The organism is Senimuribacter intestinalis, assembly GCF_943192965.1.
Classification (GTDB): domain Bacteria; phylum Bacillota; class Clostridia; order Peptostreptococcales; family Anaerovoracaceae; genus Senimuribacter; species Senimuribacter intestinalis.
This window is the reverse complement of the sequence record NZ_CALPCF010000001.1, coordinates 365,548-389,345: the sequence shown is the minus strand read 5'-3', so window position 1 is coordinate 389,345 and position 23,798 is coordinate 365,548. Positions and strand designations below refer to the sequence as shown.

The 23,798-nt window shown below is 47.9% G+C and carries 19 protein-coding genes; 16 read left to right on the top strand and 3 right to left on the bottom strand.

Going from position 1 to position 23,798, the window contains the following annotated elements; all coding sequences use genetic code 11:
- Positions 1 to 3: 3 nt before the first annotated feature.
- Genes NFR88_RS02025 through NFR88_RS02015 form a run of 3 tightly spaced genes read left to right on the top strand, consistent with a single transcriptional unit; the run spans position 4 to position 5,228 of the window.
- The gene (locus NFR88_RS02025; protein ID WP_251613166.1) at positions 4 to 3,612 is read left to right on the top strand and encodes a DNA polymerase III subunit alpha; all 3,609 of its coding nucleotides are present in this window, start codon (positions 4 to 6) and stop codon (positions 3,610 to 3,612) included.
- The gene (gene pfkA, locus NFR88_RS02020) at positions 3,609 to 4,571 is read left to right on the top strand and encodes a 6-phosphofructokinase (RefSeq protein WP_160202929.1); all 963 of its coding nucleotides are present in this window, start codon (positions 3,609 to 3,611) and stop codon (positions 4,569 to 4,571) included. The genes NFR88_RS02025 and pfkA overlap by 4 nt, the downstream gene beginning before the upstream one ends.
- A gap of 51 nt (positions 4,572 to 4,622) precedes the next feature.
- On the top strand, positions 4,623 to 5,228 hold the full coding sequence (locus tag NFR88_RS02015; protein ID WP_160202930.1) for a flavodoxin domain-containing protein: 606 nt from the start codon (positions 4,623 to 4,625) through the stop codon (positions 5,226 to 5,228).
- Positions 5,229 to 5,408: 180 nt separating this feature from the next.
- Here NFR88_RS02015 and NFR88_RS02010 read toward each other — a convergent pair whose 3' ends face one another.
- A complete protein-coding gene (locus NFR88_RS02010) occupies positions 5,409 to 6,986 on the bottom strand; it encodes a PucR family transcriptional regulator (RefSeq protein ID WP_251613163.1) in 1,578 nt (525 codons plus the stop codon).
- A 185-nt stretch (positions 6,987 to 7,171) separates the two neighbouring features.
- Here NFR88_RS02010 and NFR88_RS02005 point away from each other — a divergent pair, with 185 nt between their 5' ends.
- The 7 genes from NFR88_RS02005 (at position 7,172) to NFR88_RS01975 (ending at position 15,863) form a co-directional block, all read left to right on the top strand.
- The gene (locus NFR88_RS02005; protein WP_160202932.1) at positions 7,172 to 8,452 is read left to right on the top strand and encodes a cytosine permease; all 1,281 of its coding nucleotides are present in this window, start codon (positions 7,172 to 7,174) and stop codon (positions 8,450 to 8,452) included.
- Between the two features lie 22 nt (positions 8,453 to 8,474).
- The gene (locus NFR88_RS02000; RefSeq protein ID WP_160202933.1) at positions 8,475 to 9,566 is read left to right on the top strand and encodes a DUF917 domain-containing protein; all 1,092 of its coding nucleotides are present in this window, start codon (positions 8,475 to 8,477) and stop codon (positions 9,564 to 9,566) included.
- 11 nt (positions 9,567 to 9,577) lie between these two features.
- Positions 9,578 to 10,855, top strand: a complete 1,278-nt coding sequence (locus NFR88_RS01995; protein WP_161908644.1) for a Sapep family Mn(2+)-dependent dipeptidase — start codon at positions 9,578 to 9,580, stop codon at positions 10,853 to 10,855.
- A gap of 274 nt (positions 10,856 to 11,129) precedes the next feature.
- Entirely contained in the window at positions 11,130 to 12,293 is a 1,164-nt protein-coding gene (locus NFR88_RS01990; RefSeq protein WP_160202935.1) for a pyridoxal phosphate-dependent aminotransferase, read from the top strand.
- A gap of 113 nt (positions 12,294 to 12,406) precedes the next feature.
- On the top strand, positions 12,407 to 13,693 hold the full coding sequence (locus NFR88_RS01985) for a YjiH family protein (protein ID WP_160202936.1): 1,287 nt from the start codon (positions 12,407 to 12,409) through the stop codon (positions 13,691 to 13,693).
- Between the two features lie 25 nt (positions 13,694 to 13,718).
- Complete coding sequence (locus tag NFR88_RS01980) at positions 13,719 to 14,603, top strand: acetamidase/formamidase family protein (protein ID WP_160202937.1); 885 nt, start codon at positions 13,719 to 13,721, stop codon at positions 14,601 to 14,603.
- A 12-nt stretch (positions 14,604 to 14,615) separates the two neighbouring features.
- Positions 14,616 to 15,863: a lactate racemase domain-containing protein gene (locus NFR88_RS01975; protein WP_251613159.1), complete on the top strand. Its 1,248-nt coding sequence runs from the start codon at positions 14,616 to 14,618 to the stop codon at positions 15,861 to 15,863.
- A gap of 167 nt (positions 15,864 to 16,030) precedes the next feature.
- Here the strand turns inward: NFR88_RS01975 and NFR88_RS01970 are convergent, their stop codons facing one another.
- Positions 16,031 to 16,756 carry a FadR/GntR family transcriptional regulator gene (locus NFR88_RS01970; RefSeq protein WP_160202941.1) on the bottom strand — a complete coding sequence of 242 codons (726 nt, stop codon included), beginning with the start codon at positions 16,754 to 16,756 and terminating at the stop codon, positions 16,031 to 16,033.
- Positions 16,757 to 17,500: 744 nt separating this feature from the next.
- Between NFR88_RS01970 and NFR88_RS01965 the strand changes: the two genes are divergently transcribed.
- The 5 genes from NFR88_RS01965 (at position 17,501) to NFR88_RS01945 (ending at position 21,748) form a co-directional block, all read left to right on the top strand.
- Positions 17,501 to 18,298, top strand: a complete 798-nt coding sequence (locus tag NFR88_RS01965; protein ID WP_160202942.1) for an electron transfer flavoprotein subunit beta/FixA family protein — start codon at positions 17,501 to 17,503, stop codon at positions 18,296 to 18,298.
- A gap of 1 nt (position 18,299) precedes the next feature.
- Positions 18,300 to 19,301, top strand: a complete 1,002-nt coding sequence (locus tag NFR88_RS01960; protein WP_160202950.1) for an electron transfer flavoprotein subunit alpha/FixB family protein — start codon at positions 18,300 to 18,302, stop codon at positions 19,299 to 19,301.
- A gap of 6 nt (positions 19,302 to 19,307) precedes the next feature.
- Positions 19,308 to 20,717 (top strand): FAD-binding oxidoreductase, encoded by a 1,410-nt coding sequence (locus NFR88_RS01955; RefSeq protein ID WP_160202943.1) that lies wholly within the window; start codon positions 19,308 to 19,310, stop codon positions 20,715 to 20,717.
- Positions 20,718 to 20,939: 222 nt separating this feature from the next.
- Positions 20,940 to 21,401 (top strand): helix-turn-helix domain-containing protein, encoded by a 462-nt coding sequence (locus tag NFR88_RS01950; RefSeq protein WP_160202944.1) that lies wholly within the window; start codon positions 20,940 to 20,942, stop codon positions 21,399 to 21,401.
- Positions 21,401 to 21,748, top strand: a complete 348-nt coding sequence (locus NFR88_RS01945) for a hypothetical protein (RefSeq protein ID WP_201759605.1) — start codon at positions 21,401 to 21,403, stop codon at positions 21,746 to 21,748. The genes NFR88_RS01950 and NFR88_RS01945 overlap by 1 nt, the downstream gene beginning before the upstream one ends.
- Here the strand turns inward: NFR88_RS01945 and dinB are convergent.
- On the bottom strand, positions 21,743 to 22,945 hold the full coding sequence (gene dinB, locus NFR88_RS01940) for a DNA polymerase IV (RefSeq protein WP_161908672.1): 1,203 nt from the start codon (positions 22,943 to 22,945) through the stop codon (positions 21,743 to 21,745). The two genes, NFR88_RS01945 and dinB, sit on opposite strands and share 6 nt — an antisense overlap.
- A gap of 93 nt (positions 22,946 to 23,038) precedes the next feature.
- Between dinB and NFR88_RS01935 the strand changes: the two genes are divergently transcribed.
- Positions 23,039 to 23,425: an adenine nucleotide alpha hydrolase family protein gene (locus tag NFR88_RS01935; RefSeq protein ID WP_251613154.1), complete on the top strand. Its 387-nt coding sequence runs from the start codon at positions 23,039 to 23,041 to the stop codon at positions 23,423 to 23,425.
- The last annotated feature ends 373 nt before the right edge of the window (positions 23,426 to 23,798 follow it).

Sequence of the window (23,798 nt, the reverse complement as noted above, 5' to 3'; positions counted from 1 at the left end):
CACATGGCATTTACACATTTACATGTTCATACAGAATACAGCCTGCTGGACGGTGCGGCACGCATTACCGATGTGGTGGCGCGGGCAAAGGAACTGGGCATGGATTCTCTTGCCATCACTGATCACGGCGTCATGTTCGGTGTCATAGATTTTTACAAAGAATGTAAGAAGCAGGGGATCAAACCGGTCGTCGGCTGCGAGGTTTATACGGCGGCAAGGACTATGCACGATAAAGATGCAGATAAGGATAAATATCAGGGTCATCTGGTGCTCCTTGCAAAGACCAACGATGGCTATAAGAACCTGATTAAAATTGTATCTAAAGGCTTCACAGAAGGCTATTACTATAAACCGAGAATCGATAAAGATGTGCTGCGCGCCCACAGCGGCGGCATCATCGCGCTGTCCGCCTGCCTGGCCGGTAAGGTGCAGAGCTGTCTTTTAAACCGGGACTACGAGGGCGCCAAGGCAGAGGCGCTGGCAATGGACGAGATTTTCGGCCACGGCAATTTTTATCTGGAACTGCAGGATCAGGGCCTGGATGAAGAAGCCATGATTAATCCGCAGCTTGTGAAACTATCCAGGGAACTGGATATTCCGCTGGTTGCCACCAACGACGTTCACTACGTGAAGCAGGAGGATGCCGAGGCCCACGATGTGCTCCTTGCCATTCAGACGGCCACTACCATCGACGACGAAAAGCGCATGCGCTTCCCCAATGACCAGTTTTACTTAAAGAGCGAGGATGAGATGCGGAAAATCTTCGCTTACGCCCCGGAAGCCATTGAAAATACCCATAAAATCGCCATGGAATGCGATGTGGAATTCGTCTTTGGCGACTATCATCTGCCGGAGTTTATTCCGCCTGCGGGCAAGACCAACCAGCAGTATCTGCGGGAGCTTTGTCAGAAAGGACTTGCGGAGCGTTACGATGACGTGACACCGGAGATTGCAAGCCGCCTTGATTATGAGCTTTCCGTCATTGAAAATATGGGCTATGTAGAGTACTTCCTTATCGTCTGGGATTTTATCAATTTTGCTAAGACAAACGGCATTATGGTAGGACCGGGAAGAGGTTCCGCCGCCGGAAGCCTGGTGGCATACACCCTTAGAATTACCGACCTCGACCCGATTCGTTACAGCTTGATTTTCGAGCGTTTCCTGAATCCGGAGCGTGTCAGCATGCCGGATATCGATATCGACTTCTGCATCGAACGGCGGGGCGAAGTCATAGAATATGTAAAGAGAAAATATGGGGAGGCGAATGTCTCTCAGATTATCACCTTTGGTACAATGAAAGCAAAGGCGGCGGTCAGAGATGTGGGCAGGGCGCTGAATCTCAGCTATGCCGAGGCAGACAGAATCGCGAAAGCCATTCCTTTTGACCTGAAAATGACCATCGATAAAGCCCTTGACATGAATCCGGAGCTGAAAAACATGTATGAAAGCGACGCAAGAGTTGCCAAGGTTATCGACATGTCCCGTGCCATTGAGGGCATGCCGCGCCATGCTTCAACCCATGCGGCGGGAGTGGTAATTTCAAAACTGCCTCTGGACGAATACGTGCCGCTTTACATGTCAGATAAAGGGATCGCTACCCAGTTCAATATGACGACCATTGAGGAACTGGGACTTCTCAAGATGGACTTTCTGGGACTTCGGAACCTGACGGTCATTCGCGACGCCTTAGAACTCATTGAGAAAAACTACGGCGTAACTATCGACTTTGCCAGGATGGGCTACGATGATAAAGCCGTTTACGATATGATTGCCGGCGGCAATACGCTGGGTGTTTTTCAGCTGGAAAGCGGCGGCATGACTCAGTTTATGAAAAACCTGAAACCTTCCTGCTTTGAAGATGTCGTAGCGGGAATTGCCTTGTACAGACCGGGTCCTATGGATTCCATTCCGAAATACATTGAGTATAAGAAGAATCCGGAAAAAATTAAATATGTGACGCCGGAACTGGCACCGATTCTGGACGTATCCTACGGATGTCTTGTTTATCAGGAGCAGGTTATGCAGATCGTGCGGGACCTTGCCGGTTACAGTTTTGGACGTTCTGACATCGTGCGCCGCGCTATGAGTAAAAAGAAAAAAGACGTCATGCTGCAGGAGAAGGAATATTTCATCCATGGAAAGCTGGACGAAGCAGGCAATGTGGAAATTCCGGGCTGCATCCGAAACGGAATCAGCGAAGCGGCGGCGGAGTCCATCTTTGCCGATATGGAATCCTTTGCTCAGTATGCTTTTAACAAATCTCACGCCGCTGTATATGCGGTAGTCGCCTATGAGACAGGCTATTTGAAGAAATACTATCCGGTGGAATTTATGGCGGCGCTGATGACCAGCGTCATGGGAGACGCCAAATCCATCGCAAAGTATATTCGAAACTGCAAGGAGATGGGCATCGAAGTGCTGCCGCCGTCCATTCATGACAGTCAAAAGAAGTTTTCTGTAGTGGACGGAAAAATCCGCTTCGGACTTTTGGGCGTGAAGAATGTGGGCGAAGGCGCCATTGACGCTATTATCAAAGCGAGAGAAGAAAAGGGAAAGCCGAAGGATATTTTTCAGTTTATCAATAACGTGGAAATCAGTGAAGTCAACAAGAAGGCTGTAGAAAGTCTGATTAAGGCAGGCGCTCTTGACTGTCTGGACGTAAACCGCGCGGCTCATCTTGCTGTCTATGAAGGTCTGGTGGAATCTGCCCAGAACAGTGCAAAGAAAAACATTGCCGGACAGATGTCACTGTTTCAGATCAGCAGTGAGGAGATGAACAGCGGTGATACATCGGGGACACTGCCCGATGTGAACAATTTCAGCAAAGACATTTTACTAGCTATGGAAAAGGAAATGCTGGGCGTATATATTACCGACCATCCGCTGAGCGAATATGCGGAAAAAATCGAGAAATACGCCGATGTCACCAGTGAAGATTTGGCAGCAGTTTCCGAAGAGGAACACCATGACAGCAGGATACAGGACGGCATGACTGTAACCCTTGCAGGCATGATTGCGGGAAAGAAGAATCAGATTACAAAGAACAACAAGATGATGGCTTTTGTCAATCTGGAAGACCTTTACGGGGAAGTGGAGATTGTAGTATTTCCAAACGTCTATGAACGCTGCAGTAGTGCAATTTTAGAGGACAATGTAGTTGTTGTAAAGGGAAAACTGAATTTTAAAGAAGATGAGATGCCAAAGGTACTGGCGGACTCTGTAGTAGGCATTCATGAGGTAGAACAGCATCTGCAGAATGAACAGGCGGCAGCTTCGGCGGGCCGCGGACTGTCAGGAGGCAGAATGCAGGAAGCGACACAAGGCGGCAGAGCACAGGGGCGCGCACCCGGAGGCAGCAGACAGAACGGCGCGCCAGGCGGGGAGACTGTAAAGGTGAGAATTCCGCAGGAGGCGGATGAGCAGGAAGTGCTGCAGGCGCTGCAGGAGATTTTCCGTCAGTATCCGGGAAATACACCGGTATTGATTTATCTGCAAAACGGAAAGATTGTAAAAACCGGCGAAAGGGGCGGCGTATATCCGTCCATTGCATTGTTTGATACGGTGGCCGAGATTGTCGGCAGACCGAACATAAAAGGGAGAGTGAGAGCATGAAGCGAATCGGTGTTTTAACCAGCGGCGGAGATTCTCCGGGTATGAACGCTGCTATCCGCGCAGTGGTGCGCTGTGGTATAGAGGCGGGGATGGAAGTATATGGAATAAAGCGTGGTTATGAAGGACTTTTAGATGGAGAAATATGTCAACTTGATAGAAATTCTGTAGGTGACATTCTCCACCGCGGAGGCACGATTTTAAAGACTGCCAGAAGTGAGCGATTCCGCACAGAGGAAGGACAGACCCATGGAGTAAGCGTACTGGAAACTTTTGGAATAGAAGGCCTGGTCGTCATCGGCGGCGACGGTTCGCTGCGGGGCGGCTGTGACCTCGACAGGCGTGGAATTAAGGTCATGGGACTGCCGGGCACCATCGATAACGATTTAGGCTATACAGATTTTACTATTGGTTTTGATACGGCGGTAAGCACCGTGCTGGATGCGATTTCTAAAGTGCGAGATACTTCATCGTCCCATGAGCGGACCACGGTCATCGAAGTGATGGGAAGACACTGCGGAGATATCGCCCTTTATGCAGGACTTGCCGGCGGCGCGGAGGCGGTTTTAATTCCTGAGATTGAAACCGATGTAAACGAGCTGTGCCGGAAAATTCTCATCGGGGCAAACCGCGGAAAGCAGCACAGCATCATTATTAAGGCCGAGGGCGTAGAAATTTCTACTGCGGCGCTGACAAAGACCATCGAGGAGAGAACCGGCAGAGAGACAAGGCCTGTAGTCCTTTCTTACCTGCAGCGGGGCGGCACGCCTACTTTGCGCGACCGGATGCTGGCGACTCTGACCGGCGCGAAGGCGGTGGAACTTCTGCAGGAGGATTCTGACAGCAAGGCAATCGGTACGGTAAACGGCGAAATCGTTGCTTACGATTTGCAGCAGGCGCTGGCACAGAAGCGGGAAATCGACAGAGAAATGTACGACCTGATCGGGATATTGAGCAAATAAGAGTGAAGCTAAGAACGCAAACAGAAACGCAAACAGAAACGGAGTTTTAACATGGGAAAAGTCGCAGTCGTTTATGCAGGAAAATACGGAACAACGAAGCAGTACGGGCAGTGGATCTGCGAGGAGACCGGCGGCGCGTTATTTGCCGCGGATCAATGCAGTGAGAAGCTGCTTGAAGATTATGATGTGATTGTCTTCGGCGGAGCGGTACACGCAGGACGGATTCTGGGAATGGACCGTCTGCGGAAATGGTATCCGAAACTCTGCCAAAAGAAGATTGCCGTATATGCTGTCGGACTCAATGTAGAGGACGAAAATGCCAGAGCGGAACTGCGGGAACTGAATTTCTTCAAGCAGGAATCCTCTTTTAAAATGATTTTGCGGCAGGCAGGCGCAAAGCGAAAACTATCCGATGAAGAGGAGAGCTTCAGCCAGCTGCCGTGCTTTTTCCTTAGCGGCGCTTACGACCCTGCGAAAGTCAGCGGCGGCGATAAGATGATGATGGGCATGGTGAAGAAGATGATTGGAGGAAAACCGGCTTCTCAGATTACAGAATCCGAAAGGAATCTTCTGACCGCCATGGAAGAAGGAGCGGACTATACCGACCGGGCGGCTGCAGCGCCTCTGATTCAGTGGGTGCTGGAGGCCGGAAAGTAAAACAGCGCAGTATATAACGCACTATATAACATACGATACAGAAGATTGTAAAACGAGCTGTCTCAGCCATGAGGGGCTCGTTTTACTATGTAGGAAATATCGATTTTTGATATTTCCGGAATATCAGGAAAGTCTGCATCTGAATAGAATTGGCGCAGCCGACTTTTTCCTTTGCATTTTTTACGTAGTTTCCACGTTATGATATCTCCAGATGGCCAGTGCGGTATAGAAGTCATAGGCTGCAGGCATCAGGTTAAAACTGGTGTTGGTAAGCTGCCGTGCTTTATTCAGACGGTAGGTTACAGTGTTTCTGTGAAGGTACAGCATCTGCGCAGCGGCATTCAGTTTTGAATCGCAGTCGATCATATAGATGGCCAGAGTTTTCAGAAGGTCGTCGCGATCATGACTCAGGGAATCTATGATACTGAAAAGATATTCTGTCCGTTTGTTGCTGGTTTTAGAGAGGGACATAACCTCCTGAGAAAGCATGATGTCGTGATTATCCCAGTTTCTCCGGTTCAGGAAGATTTTCTGCAGAGCCGGCTCGGTTTTCAGATAATCCCGGTAGGTTTGCTTCAGTGAAGCCATATCCTTGTTTCCCCTGTCCATAAAAAAGGTGGCTTTCTCATCATATTTTTCTACAAAACAGTGAAGGTCGTCGTATAGAGCGTAGTCCAGGCTATCGGAGAGAATGAAAGAGGACAGAATCACCAGATGATTGTCAATCTGATCTGCAAGATAGAATTTGTGATATTCTTTAAAAAGACGACAGATCTCGCCCTGCAGCGGTTCCATGGATCCATTTCCCGAGGAAATGATAATCAGATTGGAAATGCGCTCGAAGCTGATATTGGAATTCCGAAGGTATTTTTTTGCCGCAGCTTCCTCGGTTTTAAAGATTAAAGACAGCAGAGCGTGCGGCGACTGAAGGTCTATAGAATATCCCCAGACAGAGGAGAAAAAACCGGTGCAGGCGCACATATCGCTGATGATTTTTTCGTTCAGTACGGTGTTGTGGCAGGAGGCATACAGAGTCATTCTGGTATCTTTGCCATTTGAAAAGTCCATTTTGTAAATATGAAATTCTGCGCCATCCTGTTCCACATCTTTTGAAGCATATCCTGAGGATGAGTCGCGAAAGAGATTACAGAAATAATCGGGGTCGTTCAGGAGATAGGATGGACGGTAGGATGCCTGGAAGTAGACCTGAGAGCTGCTGCTGAGAAGCAGATTGCATTTATAGTGATTGGACATGATACGCAGCAGGTTTTCCATGGTTCTCAGTTCTGTAGGCATCTGGGCAAGTCTTTTTTCCGTTGAACTGATAAAATCTTTTGAGAGGACCTGATCGCGAACGATTACTCCCATAACATCGGTTATAATATCGCTGTATTTAATCCGGTAACTGTCGTTTTTCAGTACGATCAGGGGAAAGCCCTGCTCATCCGCTGTCTGGATCAGCTTTTTGTCTACATAGGGTAAGATTTTTCCGACATAGAACAGGACCAGAGCAATTGAACCGGTATTGGACAGATCATTGATAGCTTCACACTGCATTTTGACGTCGTTTTTGAAATCATAAAATGCTGACAGGACCAGTTCATTGGGAGTGAACACATCCAGATCATAACTTTCGTGTTCAAAAAATTCCAGTACAGAAACAGATGATACGATCCTGTCTAAGCCGGATGCACCGGCAATCACGGTGCCGAAACTCATGGACGGCAGAGCCAGACAGTCCTTCAGGGTAATGCTCATAACGATTCCTCCTCAATTGGCTAACATGATGATTTTTATTATAACAGAATTTTCATGGCATCACAATAAAAATGTGCAGATGCACAAATGAAATGAGAGGTGTTTCATCAACTGCCTAAAGAAAAGGGCAGAATTTTGTGATATGATGTTTAAAAATTCAGAAAGGAAGTGTAAAAGCACGAAGAATGATGAAAAAAGAACAGAAACAAGTAGAAGCCATGGCATTAAAGCCTATTGGCGAAGATGAACGAAAGGACTGGGTTTCCCTGGCGTTCGTACAGGCAGGTATCTGTGTCTGCGTACCGGCTTTCCTGCTTGGCGCTTTGCTTGCGGAAGCAATGCCTATATGGCCTGCGATTATTTCAGGATCTCTCGGGTATCTGGTCGTTGTTATCGGAATGGTAATCACCGGTATGATGGGCTGCGATTTGGGCGCGGCATCCTGCACGGCCTGCGAAGCCGGCTTCGGAAGATCCGGAGCCAGATTTATCGTCAGCACTATTTTCGCGGTGAACATGATAGGATGGTTCGGCATACAGAACGGTGTCTGCGGAGAGGCGTTCAGCAATGCCATGTATGCCATGACGGGAATCGAAATTCCTGTGATCGTATCTAATACGGTCTGGGGCATCATCATGCTGCTGACCGCTGTATTCGGTGTCAGCGCTTTGGAAAAGCTGGACAAGATATCCATTCCTCTCCTGATGATCATTATGCTCTACGGAACTTTCCTGGCTTTCAGGACCTACGGCACCGGCGGACTGCATACAGCGACTGCCCAGACCATGAGCTTCATGGGAGGCGTGGCACTGTCCTTCAACTTTACAGCAGTAGGCACAATCACTGCTGCTGATTACACCAGATTTCAGAAGAGCAGGAAGGATACTGTAAAATCTGTATTCTACGGCGTATTTCCAATGGGTGTTGTAACGCTGGTCATGGGGATTCTGCTGACCAAAATGTCCGGGGAATACGATGTCAGCATGGTGCTGATCGATGTAGGGCTTCCTCTTCTCGGCATTACGGCGCTGGTTATCTCGACGTGGACCACTAATTCCACCAATGCCTACAGCGCAGGGCTCAATATCGTTATGGCTCTGAAGCTCAATGACAACAGGAGAAGAGAGGCAACGCTGATTTCCGGTATTATCGGCATTATTCTGTGCGATCTTGGCATTCTGGGACATATCGAGGGCGTACTGAGTCTGCTGTCTTATGTAGTGTGTCCGGTCGGCGGCGTCATTATTGCCGACTACTGGATTGTAGGAAGAGGAAAGAAGGAAAACTTCCGGCCGAAAGACGGCGTTAATCTGGCAGGTGTCATCGCATGGGCGCTCAGCGCAGTTATCGCATACTTTATCGGTATTGAGTTTACCGGCATTCTGGTTGGCGCGGCTGCCTATCTGGTCTTAGAAAGACTGATCCCGTCTACTTCAAGAGATGGATCTGATCATACAGCAGTATAAAATTATAACGGAGGAAAATAAAATGAGAGAGTTAAACAAACAGGACATGATCGATGTACTATACGGGTGTGCGGTACTGGGTACCGGCGGCGGAGGACCGCTGGAAGAGGGGCTGTCCCTGATGAAAAAACACTTTGATAAAGGCGAAACTTTGAAACTGATCAAACTGGACGAACTGCCTGACGATGAATATGTTGTTACGCCGTATGGCTGCGGCGCGCCGTCTGCCGGCGGAAAAAATCCGAAATTTGCAGATCTGAGTCTTGCGGAGGAAGCGTCTTCTGTGCTGGCAGTGCAGGCTCTGGAAGGTTTTCTGGGCAAGAAAATTTATGCAGTAGGATCAACAGAATTAGGAGGCAGCAATACAGCGGAAGCTCTTCATGCAGCTCTGGAAATGGGCGTACCTCTTCTGGATGCGGACCCGGCAGGAAGATCCGTACCTGAATTGCAGCATTCTACCTATTACGTAAAAGATGTGCCAATTTATCCTATGGGTGTTGCCACCAAGTTCGGCGAGAAAATCGTGCTTCAGAATGTACAGGGTGACCTGAGAGCAGAGGATATCGTAAGAGCCATTGCTGTAGCCAGCGACAATATGGTCGGCGTTGCAGACCATGCCAATGTAGGCAGAGTCATCAAAGAAGCACTGATTCCGGATATGATTACATACGCTCAGGAAATAGGCGTTACTTTGCGGGAAGCAAAAGAAAAGGGTCTGGATGTGGCAAAAGCTATTGCCGACGCAAAAGACGGAAAACTGCTCTTCAAAGGCGTTGTAACGGAATTCCCTTGGGAGACCAGAGATGGTTTCAACTTTGGAGAAATTCATCTGAAGGGCGAAGCGGAATTTACTGGTGAGACCTATAAGATCTGGCTGAAAAACGAGAATATTATGGCATACAGAAACGGAGAAATCGATGTAATGGCTCCGGATCTGATCTGCATGATTGGAGAAAATGGCGATCCGCTGACTACGCCGAACTTTGATCTGGGTCAGAGAATGACTGTCATTGCGCTGCCGTCACCGGAAATCTGGACGACACCGGAAGGACTTGCCTGCTTTGGACCTAAGCACTTTGGCTTTGATGTAGAGTATAAGCCGTTTGAAAGATAAAGGAACATGGAATGGACAGAATAATAGCTGATTTGCGAAAACTGGTAGAGATAAACAGTGTTTCAGCAAGGACAGAGCAAAAAGAGTGCCCTTTCGGCGAAGGGGTACGGAAAGTTCTGGATACCGCTCTGGACATCTGCGGTTCTTATGGATTCAGGACAAAAAACTGTGACAATATGATAGGATATGCTGAGACCGGTCAGGGCGAGGAACTGATGGGAATCCTGGTTCATCTGGACGTGGTTCCCGCAGGCGACGGCTGGAACTATGAACCCTTTGCGCTGACTGTTGAAGACGGAAAACTCATAGGCCGCGGCGTTACGGATGACAAAGGACCGGCTGCAGCGGTGATTCATGCGATCAGGGAACTGCTTGAAGAAGGATGCGTGTTTAATAAGCGGATTCGTATTATATTCGGTATGACTGAGGAAGCAGGCGACTGGATCGATATGGAATACTATAAACAGACAGAGGAAAAGATTGATTTCGGCTTTACGCCTGATGCGGATTTTCCGGCGATTTATGCTGAGATGGGTATTGCGAATGTTCGATTCACCTTTGATCGTACACGAACCTGCTTTGAGGATATCGAAGGAGGTAACGCGGTAAACATGGTCCCGGATATCTGCAGAGCCAGATTCCGCAGCGAGAGCGGGGAAATTCTTTCCATGACGGAGACAGGAAAGTCAGCTCACGGCAGTACGCCGCAGGACGGGGAAAATGCTATTTCCAAGCTGATGACCTGTTTTCAGACACGGGAGGACTGTCAGCTGAGCAGCTTTTTCCGGGACTGCATCAAAATGGAATACCATGGAGAAAGCTTGAACGGTTATGCCGCAGACAAAGAAAGCGGCGAGATTACATATAACTTCGGCATGATCCGTACAGACGGAGACACTATCAGCCTTACGGCGGATATCAGGTATCCGGTGACCTTCCGCATCGAGGATATTCTGGAACAGATCAGGAAGCATATGACAAGCAGCGGCTATGGGGACGTAAAGATGGAACTCCTCTATAATGAGCCATATGTTTTTCTCGAAGAAGACGGACCGGTGATAACCAAACTGCTGGAAGCCTATCGAGAGCATACCGGAGATATGGGACGCGCCACAGTAATCGGCGGCGGCACTTATGCCCGTGCTATGGAAAATATCGTTGCCTTTGGACCTATGCTTCCCGGCAGGGAGCTGACGGAACATCAGGCCAACGAGTATATGTTCATCGAGGATCTGAGACTGGCCAAAGACATCTACAAAAGCGCCATCAGAAAACTGGCAGCAGAATAAATAACAGTAATAAAAAGAGGCCCAATATAAAATGTTGGGTTGAAGTAAATAACTGGGTAAAAACATTGAGCTTCGGCTCAATGTTTTACTTTGCACGGATTTTGCGATAGGCGTGGCGCAGTGCGTGTGTGTGATTGCACGCTGGCAGCAGGAAATGTTTTCAGAAATTTGTAAATAGGGTGATTTTCTTGTTGCATTTTTTGTCGACCTGTGCTTTAATATATGCAAGAGGTCTTACCACATAAACTGAAGTATCAGGAGGTAGCATAGCAATATGAAGCACAGATTTGTTGCAAAAAGATACTGGAAGGATCAGAGCACGGCCATGGGAAAATCCGATGAAATGGCTAAATCTTTCGATGACTGTATTAACCTCAGTCTGGGAGATCCGGATCTGATTACGGACAGATTGATTATTGACAAATCCTATGAAGATGCCAGGATTGGTCATACCAAATATACGGATTTCAGAGGTGACCCGGAGCTTCGGGAGGAAATCTGCAAATACTATAAAGAAGAGTACGATATGAATGTTGCAGATGAAGAAGTCTTTGTAACAGCCTCCGCATGCCTGGGCATGTATCTGGCACTGGAAGCTATCGTAGACGATGGCGATGAAGTAATCCTGCAGGCCCCATTCTTTACGCCGTATCCGCAGCAGGTGGAACTGGCAAGAGGCATTCCTGTGGAACTTCCCACCTACGAAGAAGAGGATTTTCAGATTAACATAGAGCGTCTGGAATCCCTGATTACAGAGCGGACGAAAGCGCTGGTCATCAACTCGCCGAGCAACCCGACGGGAAACTGCCTGACTGTGGAAACCATGGAGAAGATCGCTGAAATTGCCGTAAAATACGATTTAGTCGTTATCTCAGACGACATCTATACCGCCTTCAGCTATCAGAATCCGTTTGTGCCATTTGCGACAATGCCGGGCATGAGAGAAAGAACCATCATTCTCAATTCTTTCTCCAAGAATTTCACCATGACCGGCTGGAGAGTGGGCAACATCATCGCGCCGGATTACATCATCAAAGTGATTCAGCAGATTAACGAAAACGTGGTATTTACAGCGCCGTCAGTATCACAGAGGGCTGCGCTCCACGCCCTGCGTCACGGAGCAGAAATCCAGCCGCCGATGATAGAGGAATACAGAAAGAGAATGTTTTATGCGGCGGAGAGAATCAACCAGATTCCAAAGCTTTCTGTGATTTACCCACCAAAGGGCAGCTTCTACTTGTTTATGAATATCAAGGAAACAGGATTAAACAGCGATCAGGCGGCGGAACTGATTTTGAGGGAGGCCCACGTGCTGATGCTGCCGGGAAACGCCTTTGGAGCCTGCGGAGAAGGCTACGTGCGTATCGCCTGCACCGTAAACGTGGATACCCTGAAAGAAGCCTTTGACCGTATTGAAAAGATTGCGTTGTTCCAGTAGGCGGGAAAAGCACCGTGAACACATGGATGGAACAACAGGGAGGAAAGAAACATGAATAATATGGATTTAACCGTTGATAAAAAAGCTATCAAAAATTTGTTATATTTTCATTATTGGGCGTTTTACTATTTTTAACGCCAATTCCAAACAATGGATCCTTTACCGTATTGACAGCGATGCTTTCTGATTTTATCATAGCATCAACGGGAAATTTAATTGTATGGTTTACCATGGCGTTACTGGTCGTATGTGCGATTTTACAGCCTGTTGCAAGTATCGCAAAACCTAAATGTATCGTAGAAAACAGGGTACTGAGCAGTCTGTTTGTGACTACGCCGCTGTACTATATCAGCAGCATTGTGGCTGCAGTGTTTATCGTGATGTGCTATTTTCATGTAGGACCGGAAGCCGTTATTTCCGATGCCACCGGTCAGACGATTCTGGGAATCGCAAATCCACTGGTAGGCATTATTCTCGCCATCACGTATTTTATGCCGTTTCTGACGGAGTTCGGACTCATGGAATATGTAGGCGTATTTCTGCGGAAAGTAACGAGGCCGCTGTTTAAACTGCCGGGAAAATCTGCCATCAATATCGTGACTTCCTGGCTTGGCGCGGCTAACATGGCAGTGGTTCTGACCAGAAGCCTTTACAATAAGGGACAGTACACGAAGAGAGAATCGGCAGTCATCATTACGGCTTTTTCCGCAGTAAATGTGCCGTTTTGTCTGGTTGTCGCGGAAACCTTAGATATTACACAGTACTTCCTGCAGTGCTATTTAGTGGTTTGCTTAGTAGGTGTTGTGCTGGCGATTATTACGCCGAGAATTCCGCCCCTTACCAGAATTCCTAATGAATACGCGTCGGGCGTCACGCCGCAGTCCATGGAACTGGTACCGGAGGGTGTAAAGTCCCGCCTTTGGGCAAGAAAGATTGCTTCACAGCAAGCGGAGCGTTTTGAAATTCGCACGATTTTTAAATCCGGCACGGAAATGCTCTTTGGTGTTCTGATTGGTACTTTGCCTGTTATCTTTGCATGGGGTACGCTTACCTTGATTTTGGTAGAGTACACGCCGATTTTAGGCTGGATTTCTTATCCGTTTGGACTGTTATTTGACGTACTGGGTGTAGAAGAAGCCTTTGCGGCAGCGCCGGCAGCGCTGGCCGGTTTTGCGGATATGTTTATTCCGGCAGTTTTAGGCATCAACATTCAGTCGATTGCAACCAGATGGATTATCGGAACCCTTTCTCTGGTACAGATTATATTTATGACTGAAGTTGGAATTCTGGCAATTCAGTCCAAGGTTGGACTCAATGTCGGTAATCTGTTCATTATTTTCCTGGAGAGAACCGTTATCGCAATTCCGCTGATTGTACTGGCGGCAAATATTGTATTTTAGCAGCATGATAGAAGGAGACGGATATATGAAATTGATAGAACAGTCGACACTGACTTTTTCACCGGACCATAAACCGGCGGGCACATGTAAGCCGGGTGAAATCGTAGCATTTCACTCTATGGACGCTTTCAGCAATGTCCTTGTCAGCGAGAAGCAGATGGGTTCAGAAATTCCCCTGGAAGAGTCAAACCCTACGGCGGGACCGCTGTATGTAGAGGGCGCAATGCCGGGAGATGTTCTTGCCGTAAAAATTCTGGATATCGCCTTGGAGCCTCAGGGCGTCATCGTCACCTGTCCGGATTTTGGACCCCTTTGCGATGAGATAGAGGAACGGACAGCCTTCGTGAAGGCAGACCGCGGCAACGCCTATTTTAAAGGCGTGTCTTTTCCATTAAATCCTATGGTCGGCACCATCGGGACAACCCCTGCGGATGGAGAAATTCCATGCTTTTGTACGGGAAAACATGGCGGCAACATGGACTGCAAGCAGGTAAAACCGGGCAGTACCATCTATCTGCCGGTCTTTACGGAAGGCGCGCTTCTGCAGATTGGAGATCTTCACGCAGCCATGGGAGACGGAGAAATTTGCGGAGCAGCCGTTGAATCGGCAGGCACGACAACGGTAAAAGTAGATGTCATTAAAAATACCCACTTAGAGTGGCCGCTTCTTGAAACCGACGAAAAATGGTATGTCAATGCCTGCGGCAATAACTATTATGAGGCGCTGACAGAGGCATGCAGGGAAATGCGCAGGCACCTGCAGAGAGTGACAGACTGGGATAAAACGGACATTTTTATGTATCTTTCCATGCAGGGAGATGCGGAAATCAATGCGTCCTACTGCAGCTCATCGGATATTCCTACAGCTGTCAGAGTCGGTATTCCAAAGGCGATGAATATCAGATTATAGGGGGAAAGGATTATGCAGTATCATTTACCTGCCAATAACATGTATGGCGATAAGCCCATTTCCATTGACTTTCCAGAAAACTGGGAAGTGCATATTTCGGAATTTGCAGGGTATCGGACGCCAAAACTTTCGGAGGAGGAAATTGCGGATAAAATTCATGCCTCCATCGGGACGGTGCCGATTTGCGAAGGTGCAAAAGGAAAGAAAAGCGCGGTGATTATCATAGATGATATTACAAGACCCACGCCCTGTGAAGCGCCTGCAAAGGCGGTCATCAGGGAATTGCTGCAGGCAGGCGTGCCCAAAGAAAACATATGGTTTGTAGCGGCACTGGGCACTCACGGCGTCATGTACCGAGAACATTTTGTAAAGAAACTGGGTGAGGAACTGGTCAGCGATTTTGAAATTTACAATCACAATGTGTTTTTCAATCATATCTTTATCGGCAATACAAGCAACAACGTACCGGTAGAAATCAATGCAGATGTGATGGCCGCGGAATATAAAGTCGCCATTGGAACGACCATGGCGCACAGCTTTTTTGGATTCAGCGGAGGCGCAAAGTGTATTTTGCCGGGAGTCGCATCCATGCGCACCATTACGGCGAACCACAGTTTTACTACGCTGAATGAGTTTAACATGGGAAATCCAAAGACAAAAATGCGTTCGGACGCCGAAGAGGCGGCAAGAATGATGGGCCTGGATTTTAAAATCGACGTGGTACTCAATGGAAAGGCGGAGATCTGCGAGCTTTTTGCAGGGGATTTTGAAGAGGAATTCAAGGAAGCCAATGTCTATGCGGCAAAGCACTATCGGGCTGCCTTTGTCCCGGACTGCGATGTGGTGATTGCCAACAATCATTTTAAACCTGCCGAAGCAAATTGTGCCTATACCCCGGAAACCAAAGCATCCTTAAAGGATGGGGGCACCTATATTCTGGCTGCAAATACGCCTTTCGGCCAGTGTGTGCACTTTCTTTACGACAGCTGGGGACACTCTGAGCCGGGCGGGATGATGTGGTCCGGATGTTACCCAAAGGAGAAGAATATGGAGCAGGCTATCGTGTTTGCAAGCCATACCATAAAGGGCGCAAGAGACGCGTGGTACATCGATGAACGCTCAGGGGCAGTATATGTAAAAACCTGGGACGAGATTCTTTCTCGTATCGACGATGGAGCGCCGAAAAAGGTGGTTGTTTATCCTAACGCGGAAGCGCATATATTGGACAATTCGAAGGATTTCTATAAAAAAATGGATTGAATTTGACAGATGAAAGGCTGATGCAGATGCTTTTGCATCACTTTATGTAATGCAGGAATATCATAAAAAACTGTCATAAAAAACCATTCGTATCTTTCAAAAGAAAGCTGCGGATGGTTTTTGTTTGTCGATATACTGATATGTTCTGCAGGAAGTGTCTTCTAAGCCTATTTTGCGCTGATTGCATCGTTAATCATAGGTACGTTGATCTTGCCCAAATGCTTCTTCATGGCATCCTCGGCAGTCTGAGCGCTGCGATGCTCGATAGCGCTGATAATAGCCTCGTGCTCTTTGTAGATGTTCTCGATGGAGTCTCCTTCAAAGTAAGAAAGACGGACGCTGCGCTCGATGAAACGATCCATGAGATAGGACAGGTTTTCCATAGTATTGTAGAGCAGGGTATTGCCTGCGATACGCACGATTTCCAGATGAAAGCCACGGTCAAAGACTGCCTTTGATGAAGCGTCTTCTGCTGCCATCATCTGTTTCAGATTGCTGCGAAGTGCAAGGATGTCCGTAGGAGAAGCAGTATCAGCTGCTTTGCGGACGGCAAAAAGTTCCAGGCAGCTGCGCATCTCGTAAAGCTCCTGCTGGGTGCCGTGGCTTAGTATGAAGGAAAGAGACAGAGGCTCAAAATAGCTGGACTGGATATTGTTGACGATGAAGTTGCCTCTTCCGTGCTGTCGTTCCACCAGACCAAGCATTTCCAGGGACTTCAGCGCCTCCCGAAGGGCAGGGCGTCCAATGCTGAACCGTTCTGTCATTTCCCGTTCCGGCGGAAGTTTGTCGCCTTCGGAAAGCTCCCCGTCCAAAATCATCTGCTGAATGTGGCGGATGACCTGATCTGAAAGCTTTTTGTTTTCGCTTGTTTTTTCATTTATGTATTCTGCCATGGAAGTTTCCTCCTTATGAAGCTGCGGGAGCGAGGCTCACAACTGTAATGCTCATTTCTTCTATTGTAGCGGAAACAGCAGGAAAAAGCAATGAAAGAAAAGTACATAAATACGGCAAATGCAAGAAGATGCAAAACGCGAAACGAAGCCCATGAAGGTTGGAGATGCACCATTTTGAGAAAAAAATGATGTTATGGTGCGCTTTACTCTGATGCAAATCTGAATTCTGCACCAAATGCCCTGAAAATAAGGGGAATGGTGCGCGTAAGCGCTGAAAATACAGAAGAATTATCGTAAGTCCCTATGATTATGGAAAATTCTTACATAAACTGGAAGCAGAGTCTGCCAGGATTATCTAGTTTATTCCAATAAAGCCATTTATTTTAAACCTTGTACAATAGAATCTGCACCATGACACCTTATTTTAACGTATATGGTGCAGATATTGCTTATAACCTTTAAAAAAGTGCACCATTTAGTCCATTTTTGAAGAAAATGGTGCAGCAAGAAGATTGGGGGCTTATCTCACTTTTTCGCTGGCAAAGGTGTCCGCATATTTCGTTGTTTTACTGTGAAAAAAGTATTGCAAAGAACACAGAATTATTGTACAATACAAGTGGTAAGACCACTTTGAAAAATATGAAAATAAATCTATGAAAAGCAGCGCTGACCGTGAGGCGTGCAGAAGAAAAGCGAAAAGGCCCGGTCGGCTGCTGTGAAAAGACCAAATGAGGAGAGAGATACATGAATATTCTCGTTTTGATAAAGGAAGTACCTGACATGGAGAAGGTCAGGTTTGACAGCGAGCGAGGCGTAGTGGATAGATCCTCTGCGCCGGCGGAAATCAATCCCTTTGATGAGAGCGCTCTGCAGGCGGCTCTGGAGCTGAAAAGAAAGTACGGCGCTCATGTGACAGCCATGACGATGGGGCCGCTGCGTGCAGAAAAGACACTGCAGGATGCTTATGCAAGAGGCGCCGATGAGGGCATTCTTCTTACTGACAGAGCTTTTGGCGGTTCAGATACCATTGCCACTTCCAAGGCCCTGTCTGCAGCTGTCGCTGCAGGAGATTATGATCTCATTTTGTGCGGTGAAAAATCAGTAGATGGCGATACAGCCCAGGTAGGCGCTGAGACTGCGGAACTTCTCGGTATTCCCCATGCCTATTATGTGGATTCTATTGAACTGACTGATGAAAAGACTGTGCGAGTGTCCATAGAAAATCTGTGCGGCAGTCGTCAGATTCGTACCATGTACCTGCCGGCTTTAATCGGTGTGACGAAAAACATCGGAAAGCTCCAGCTGCCGACGGTGGACAGGAAGCTGGAATCCCTCACCGCAGATATACGTAAAATCGGTCTTTCTGATCTTCCGTCTCTGTCGAAAGAGGACACAGGATTTGCGGGTTCCCCAACTAAGGTTGCCTGCATTGAAGTGCCGAAGACCGAGGAGAGAGAAAGCCGGGTATTCAGAGAAAAGCTTCCGGATTTCATCGATTTGCTGAAGAAGGAACTGACGGAAGGGGGTGTCAGAGTTGGATAAGATGATATGTGAAAACGAATACAAGGGCATACTGATTATCGCAGAAATGGAAGGCGACCATATTCACAGAGTTGCCTTTGAACTGTTATACAAAGGACGCCAGCTGGCAGAGGCTGCAGGGGAAAGTCTTTCCTGCCTGCTGCTGACAGGCTGCGAAACCGATGCCTCCGAGCTATGTCTCAAAGGGGCAGAGCAGGTCTACGTGATGGAAGATGCGTGCTTCGCACAGCCGGAGGAAAGACTCTTTGCGGAGAACATCGTCAGCTTTATCAGGGAGCGCCGACCGGCCACGATTTTGATCGGAGCGACCCATCTGGGAAGATCTCTGGCGCCGAGAATGGCAGCGGCTTTGGAAACTGGTCTTACCGCAGACTGTACAGAACTGAAAATCGCTGATGACGGAGCGCTGGAACAGATTAGACCGGCATTCAGCGACAACATTCTGGCTCACATCAAGACGATGAACAGGCCGCAGATGGCTACGGTCAGATATAAGGAGTTTCAGGAGGCGACGCTTTGCGGAGGAGCAGAGATCCGCATCGAAAAGATACAGCCATATGTGAAAGAGCATAAAGGAGTGAAAATCGAAGAGATTATTTCTACCTGCGATGTGGATATCACTGACGCAGAGGTGGTCGTGGCAGGCGGCCGCGGCATCCGAAAGGAAGAGGATTTGCAGCTGCTGCAGGAACTGGCAGATGTGCTGGGCGGCAAGCTTGGCGTATCCCGGGCGCTGGTAGATGCAGGCATGGCGGCCAGCAGCATTCAGGTTGGCTACAGCGGAAACAGAGTAAAACCAAAGGTGTACATCGCCTGCGGTATTTCCGGTGCGCCTCAGCATATTGCCGGCATGAAGGACGCGGATCTGATTATCGCAGTCAATAATGACCCGTCCGCACCGATTTTCAATATTTCCGATTACGGTTTTGTGGGGGATCTCTATGAAATCGTGCCGAAGCTGACGGAGGCATTTGCAGCCAAAGCTGACAGAAAGGACAGGTGATGCAGTATGAAATATAATCCAATCACAAAAGAAGTGACAGAATGTCTGGTTCAGGCAGTAGGTGAGGATTTTGTCATTACCGGAAGGGAGCGGACGAAGGCTTTCCTGTACGACGAAGTGGAGATTACTTATCGGCCGGCTGCAGCGGCAGACTCGGTGGTGGTCAAACCGGCAAATACAGAAGAGGTTGCGGCTGTGGTGAAGATTGCAGATGCTATGACCGTGCCTGTGGTAGTGCGGGGCGGCGCTACAGGCCTTGCCGGAGGGTGCACGCCGGTAGTCGGCAGCATCATCATCTCTACAGAGAGGATGAACCATATTTTGGAAATCGACGAGGAAAATATGGTTGCCGTGCTGGAAGCCGGCGTTACCTTGATGGATCTGCTGGAAGAGCTGGAACATCATGATGGTCTCAGTTTTCCGGTCCATCCGGGAGACGAGGGAGCCCAGATGGGCGGCATGGCTGTGACCAACGCCGGCGGAGCCAGAGCTGTGCGTCACGGCGTTATGCGCAAACACATTCTGGGTGTTACCGCGGTGCTTCCAAATGGAGAGATCCTGGAGCTGGGCGGCAAACTGATTAAAAACAATGCCGGCTATAACCTGACCCAGCTGCTTTTGGGAAGCGAAGGCACTCTGGCTATTGTAACGAAGGTGATTTTGAAGATTTTTCCAAAGGATAAGGCGACTGCTACCATCGTAGCGCCTTTTGAGAAAATTCAGGATGCCTGCCATGCGGTAACGGACATTTTAAAGAGCGGCTACACGCCTCTGGCCGTAGAATATATGGATAAGCGTCTCTTTGTGGACACAGCAAAGATGCTGGGTCTTACGTGGCAGGCAAAGGACGGCAGCGCTGACCTTCTGATTATCCTGTCGGAGCGGACGGAACAGCAGCTGTACGATGCTGTAAAGGCAATTAATGAGATTTGTAAGGCGAACAAAGCGCTCCCGTGTCTCTTTGCGGGCAAGGACAAGGAGCAGGAGGAACTGCTGCTTGTTAGAAGCCAGCACTATGAGCTGATCAAGGATGAAATCTGCGATTCTTTCGACATGGCGGTGCCTGTATCTCACGTATCCGATTTCATTCTGCGGCTGAAAGAACTGGTGGCTGAATACCATACAGGAACTAATGTTATCGCCCACATTGCCGATGGCAACGTGCATAACGACATTCTGTATCTGCCGGACGGATCTATTCCAGACTATGCGGAGGAGTTGAAACACAAGATGTATGACATCTGCTACAGCTATGGCGGCACGGTGACCGGCGAGCACGGCATCGGAAAAATCCGTGTGGAAGAGTTGAAAGCGCAGAAGCCGGCAGCGGAACTGGCACTGATGAAAGGCATCAAAGATGTCTTCGATCCGAAGGGAATCATGAACCCGGGGGCGCTGTTTGCTGCGGAAGCATAAGGGCATAAACGACAGAAATACACAAATGCGGGGAAAGGACCGGAACACTGTAAAGCAGGTGATTCCGGTTCTGTTTATGTGCGCCGGATAATAGGTGTAGTGCTTCTATTCCAAAGCAATTCAGCAAACGCAACCCAAATGTTACATTTTGAAACCGGTACGCCACTTGCGCAGCTTCCGGATTTGCGGTAAGATAAATCCATAAAAACAAGGAGGCGTGCGATGGAAATTGGAAGTAAGATTGCGCAGGCGCGAAAAGAAAAGAATTTGACCCAGGAGCAGCTGGCGGAACTGATGAATGTGACGAGACAGACGGTATCCAGATGGGAGCTGCAGACGGCCTATCCTGAAATGGAAAAAATTGTGATGCTTTCTGACATTCTGGGTGTAAGCTGCGACTACCTTTTACATGATCATATGGAGGCAGATGCCGGGCATGACAGCAGAAAAACTGCGAGGAAACCTGTGGTGACCAGACTTCTTCGGGAAGCGGCAGGGAAACCTGTAAAAATCACGTTTACAGACGAAGACATAGATTTTGATATCAATAATAAGACGTGCAGGATTTTAGACTTTGACGGAAGCTGGGCATATATTGAATATCAGAATGGAAAGAAAACAGAGACGAAGCTGATTCAGATTGCTTCCATCTCTTCGATTAAATTTGAAAGGGAGGACAAGTGATGGAATATTTTGGTGTTTTAGGCTTTATCTTTGGGCTCCTTGCCTGGTTTAATGTTTCCGCCCTTTCAAAGCGGGTCAGAAAACTGGAAGGAATTTTGAAAGAGGAAGGTTATGTCGATTCGGAAAAAGAATCCCTGCGGGAGATTCTTGCAAAGAATATCGGAAAGCATATCAAGCTGGAGCTTTCTGATGAGGCGGCGGACTATGGGTATGCGGTGGAGAAAAAGGACTGCGTCCTTTTAGACGCCGATGAGGATTGGGTTAAAATTAGGCTGAACAATAAAAAGCAGGAGGAGTACCTCCTGCGTATTGATGCCATTGAAAGCGTACAGTTTATAGAATCATAAGTCGATGCCGATGTCGTTGTCAAGAATTTGACCGAAGGTGATGGAACTGTTTCCGAATTTTTTTCGGATATCGTCCATAGTCCGCTCGATGGATTCACCTTTTTCGCGGGATTCTGCAGGCGCATCAAAGAGAGAAAGCTGCTCTTCGCAGGTTTCATCGGTCAGATTGATTGCTGTCAGAGTCAGAAGTCTGATAGGGTCTGTTAGCCGCCAGGAGGATTTGATAATCTCCAGAGCGGCTTTTTTTAAATCTGCGGCAAGGTTAGTGGAGACCGGAAGCTGCTTCTGTCGGGAAATCGTTTTGAAGTTAGGATCTTTGATATCCACTTTGACGCCAAAGCATTTCATCTGGTACTTGCGAAGACGGCTGGCAACGGTATCGGAAAGGCTGGTCAGGGCAGTGGTGATATCTTCTAGTCCTGTTAGATTTCTGCGAAAGGTAATGCCGTTTCCCACAGACTTGATTTTCTCTCGCTGGTTAAACAGGCAGACTGGGCTGTCATCCTTGCCGCATGCATAGCTGTGAAGAAGCGGGCCCTGTTTTCCTAGCAGCGCTTCCAGCGCCTTTGGATTTGCGCAGGCAAGATCTCCGATGGTGTGAATGTTGAGGTTCTTTAATTTTTCTGCGGTGGCAAACCCGACAAAAAACAGTTCGCCTACTGGCTTATTCCAGAGCAGTTCTTTGAAATTTTCTTGTGTAATCTCTGTGGTAGCATCGGGCTTTCTATATTCACTGCCCATCTTGGCGAAGATTTTGTTGTAAGAAACGCCTACTGACAAGGTTAATCCGAGTTCTGACTTGATCCGCCGGCGAATGGCGTCGCCAATCTGCTTACCACTGCCAAAGAGTTTCTGGCTGGCTGTGACATCAAGCCAGGATTCATCAATGCTGAAAGGCTCTACCATATCGGTGTATTCCAGATAAATTTTATTGATGCGATCGCTGTATTCCTTGTATCTATCGTGGTGAGGTCGCACAAATTGAAGACCCGGGCATTTTTTCTTTGCCTGCCAGACGGTTTCTGCTGTAATAACGCCGGCATCTTTAGCTAATTGATTTTTGGCGAGGACAATACCGTGTCTGCCTTCAGGGTCGCCGCAGACAGCAACGGGCATGCCTTTTAGGTCGGGTCTTGACAGAAGCTCTACTGAAGCATAAAAATTATTCATATCACAATGTAAAATAACTCTTTCCATATTTTTATTTTATCATACTTCTTTCAAATAACAATCACAATTGTGGGGGAAAATATGCTATACTAAAATCAATAGATTTTATTGGAGGACTTTATGGGAAATATTATGGTTTGTGTAACCAAACAGAAAACCTGCCAGCGGCTCATCGATTATGGAAAGGCATTGCAGCATGCAGGGGAGGAACAGATTTTTGTAATACATATTGCGCCAGAAAACGAGAACTTTCTGAACAACAGCGAGGAAGGCGAGGCTCTGGAATTTCTCTATGAAAAAGCGAAGGAAGCAGGCGCACAGCTAACCGTGGAGCGATCGCAGGATACTATCGGCACTTTAGCAAAACTTGCGGAAAAGAATTACGCTGACCGAGTGATTGTAGGGGAGGCACCGGAGGGACAGTGCGCCGGAGGTTTTCTTGAAAAGCTTGCAGCACGCCTTGGAAAAGGTGTTTCTTTGGAAGTGGTGCCAGCAGCGAAAGTGTGAATGGCTTCTTTGGCGTAGTAGAAAACAACTGGAGTCGGAATCGCAGTGTGACAAAATTGACTTTTTTAGAAATTCATCTAATTTGTCAATGTCTGTGCTATGATCTGCAGTTTCGATATATAGCTTGCGGTCTGTTGGGTTTTGCGCACCTATAATGCCCACGGCAAACGCACGAAAACGTTCTATACCAGCTAACATTGACAAATTTCTTCCATCCCGCGTATTTTTGTCAATAAACCACCAGTGCAGCAGGTGAAAAGCGCTCTTAAATCCCCTCAATCTTGCTAAAATGGACAAAAATCAGGAAATCTGTCAATTTTTGCAAGGGTTTAGGGCAAAAACATTGACCAAATTGACAAAAAATCGAGAGTTT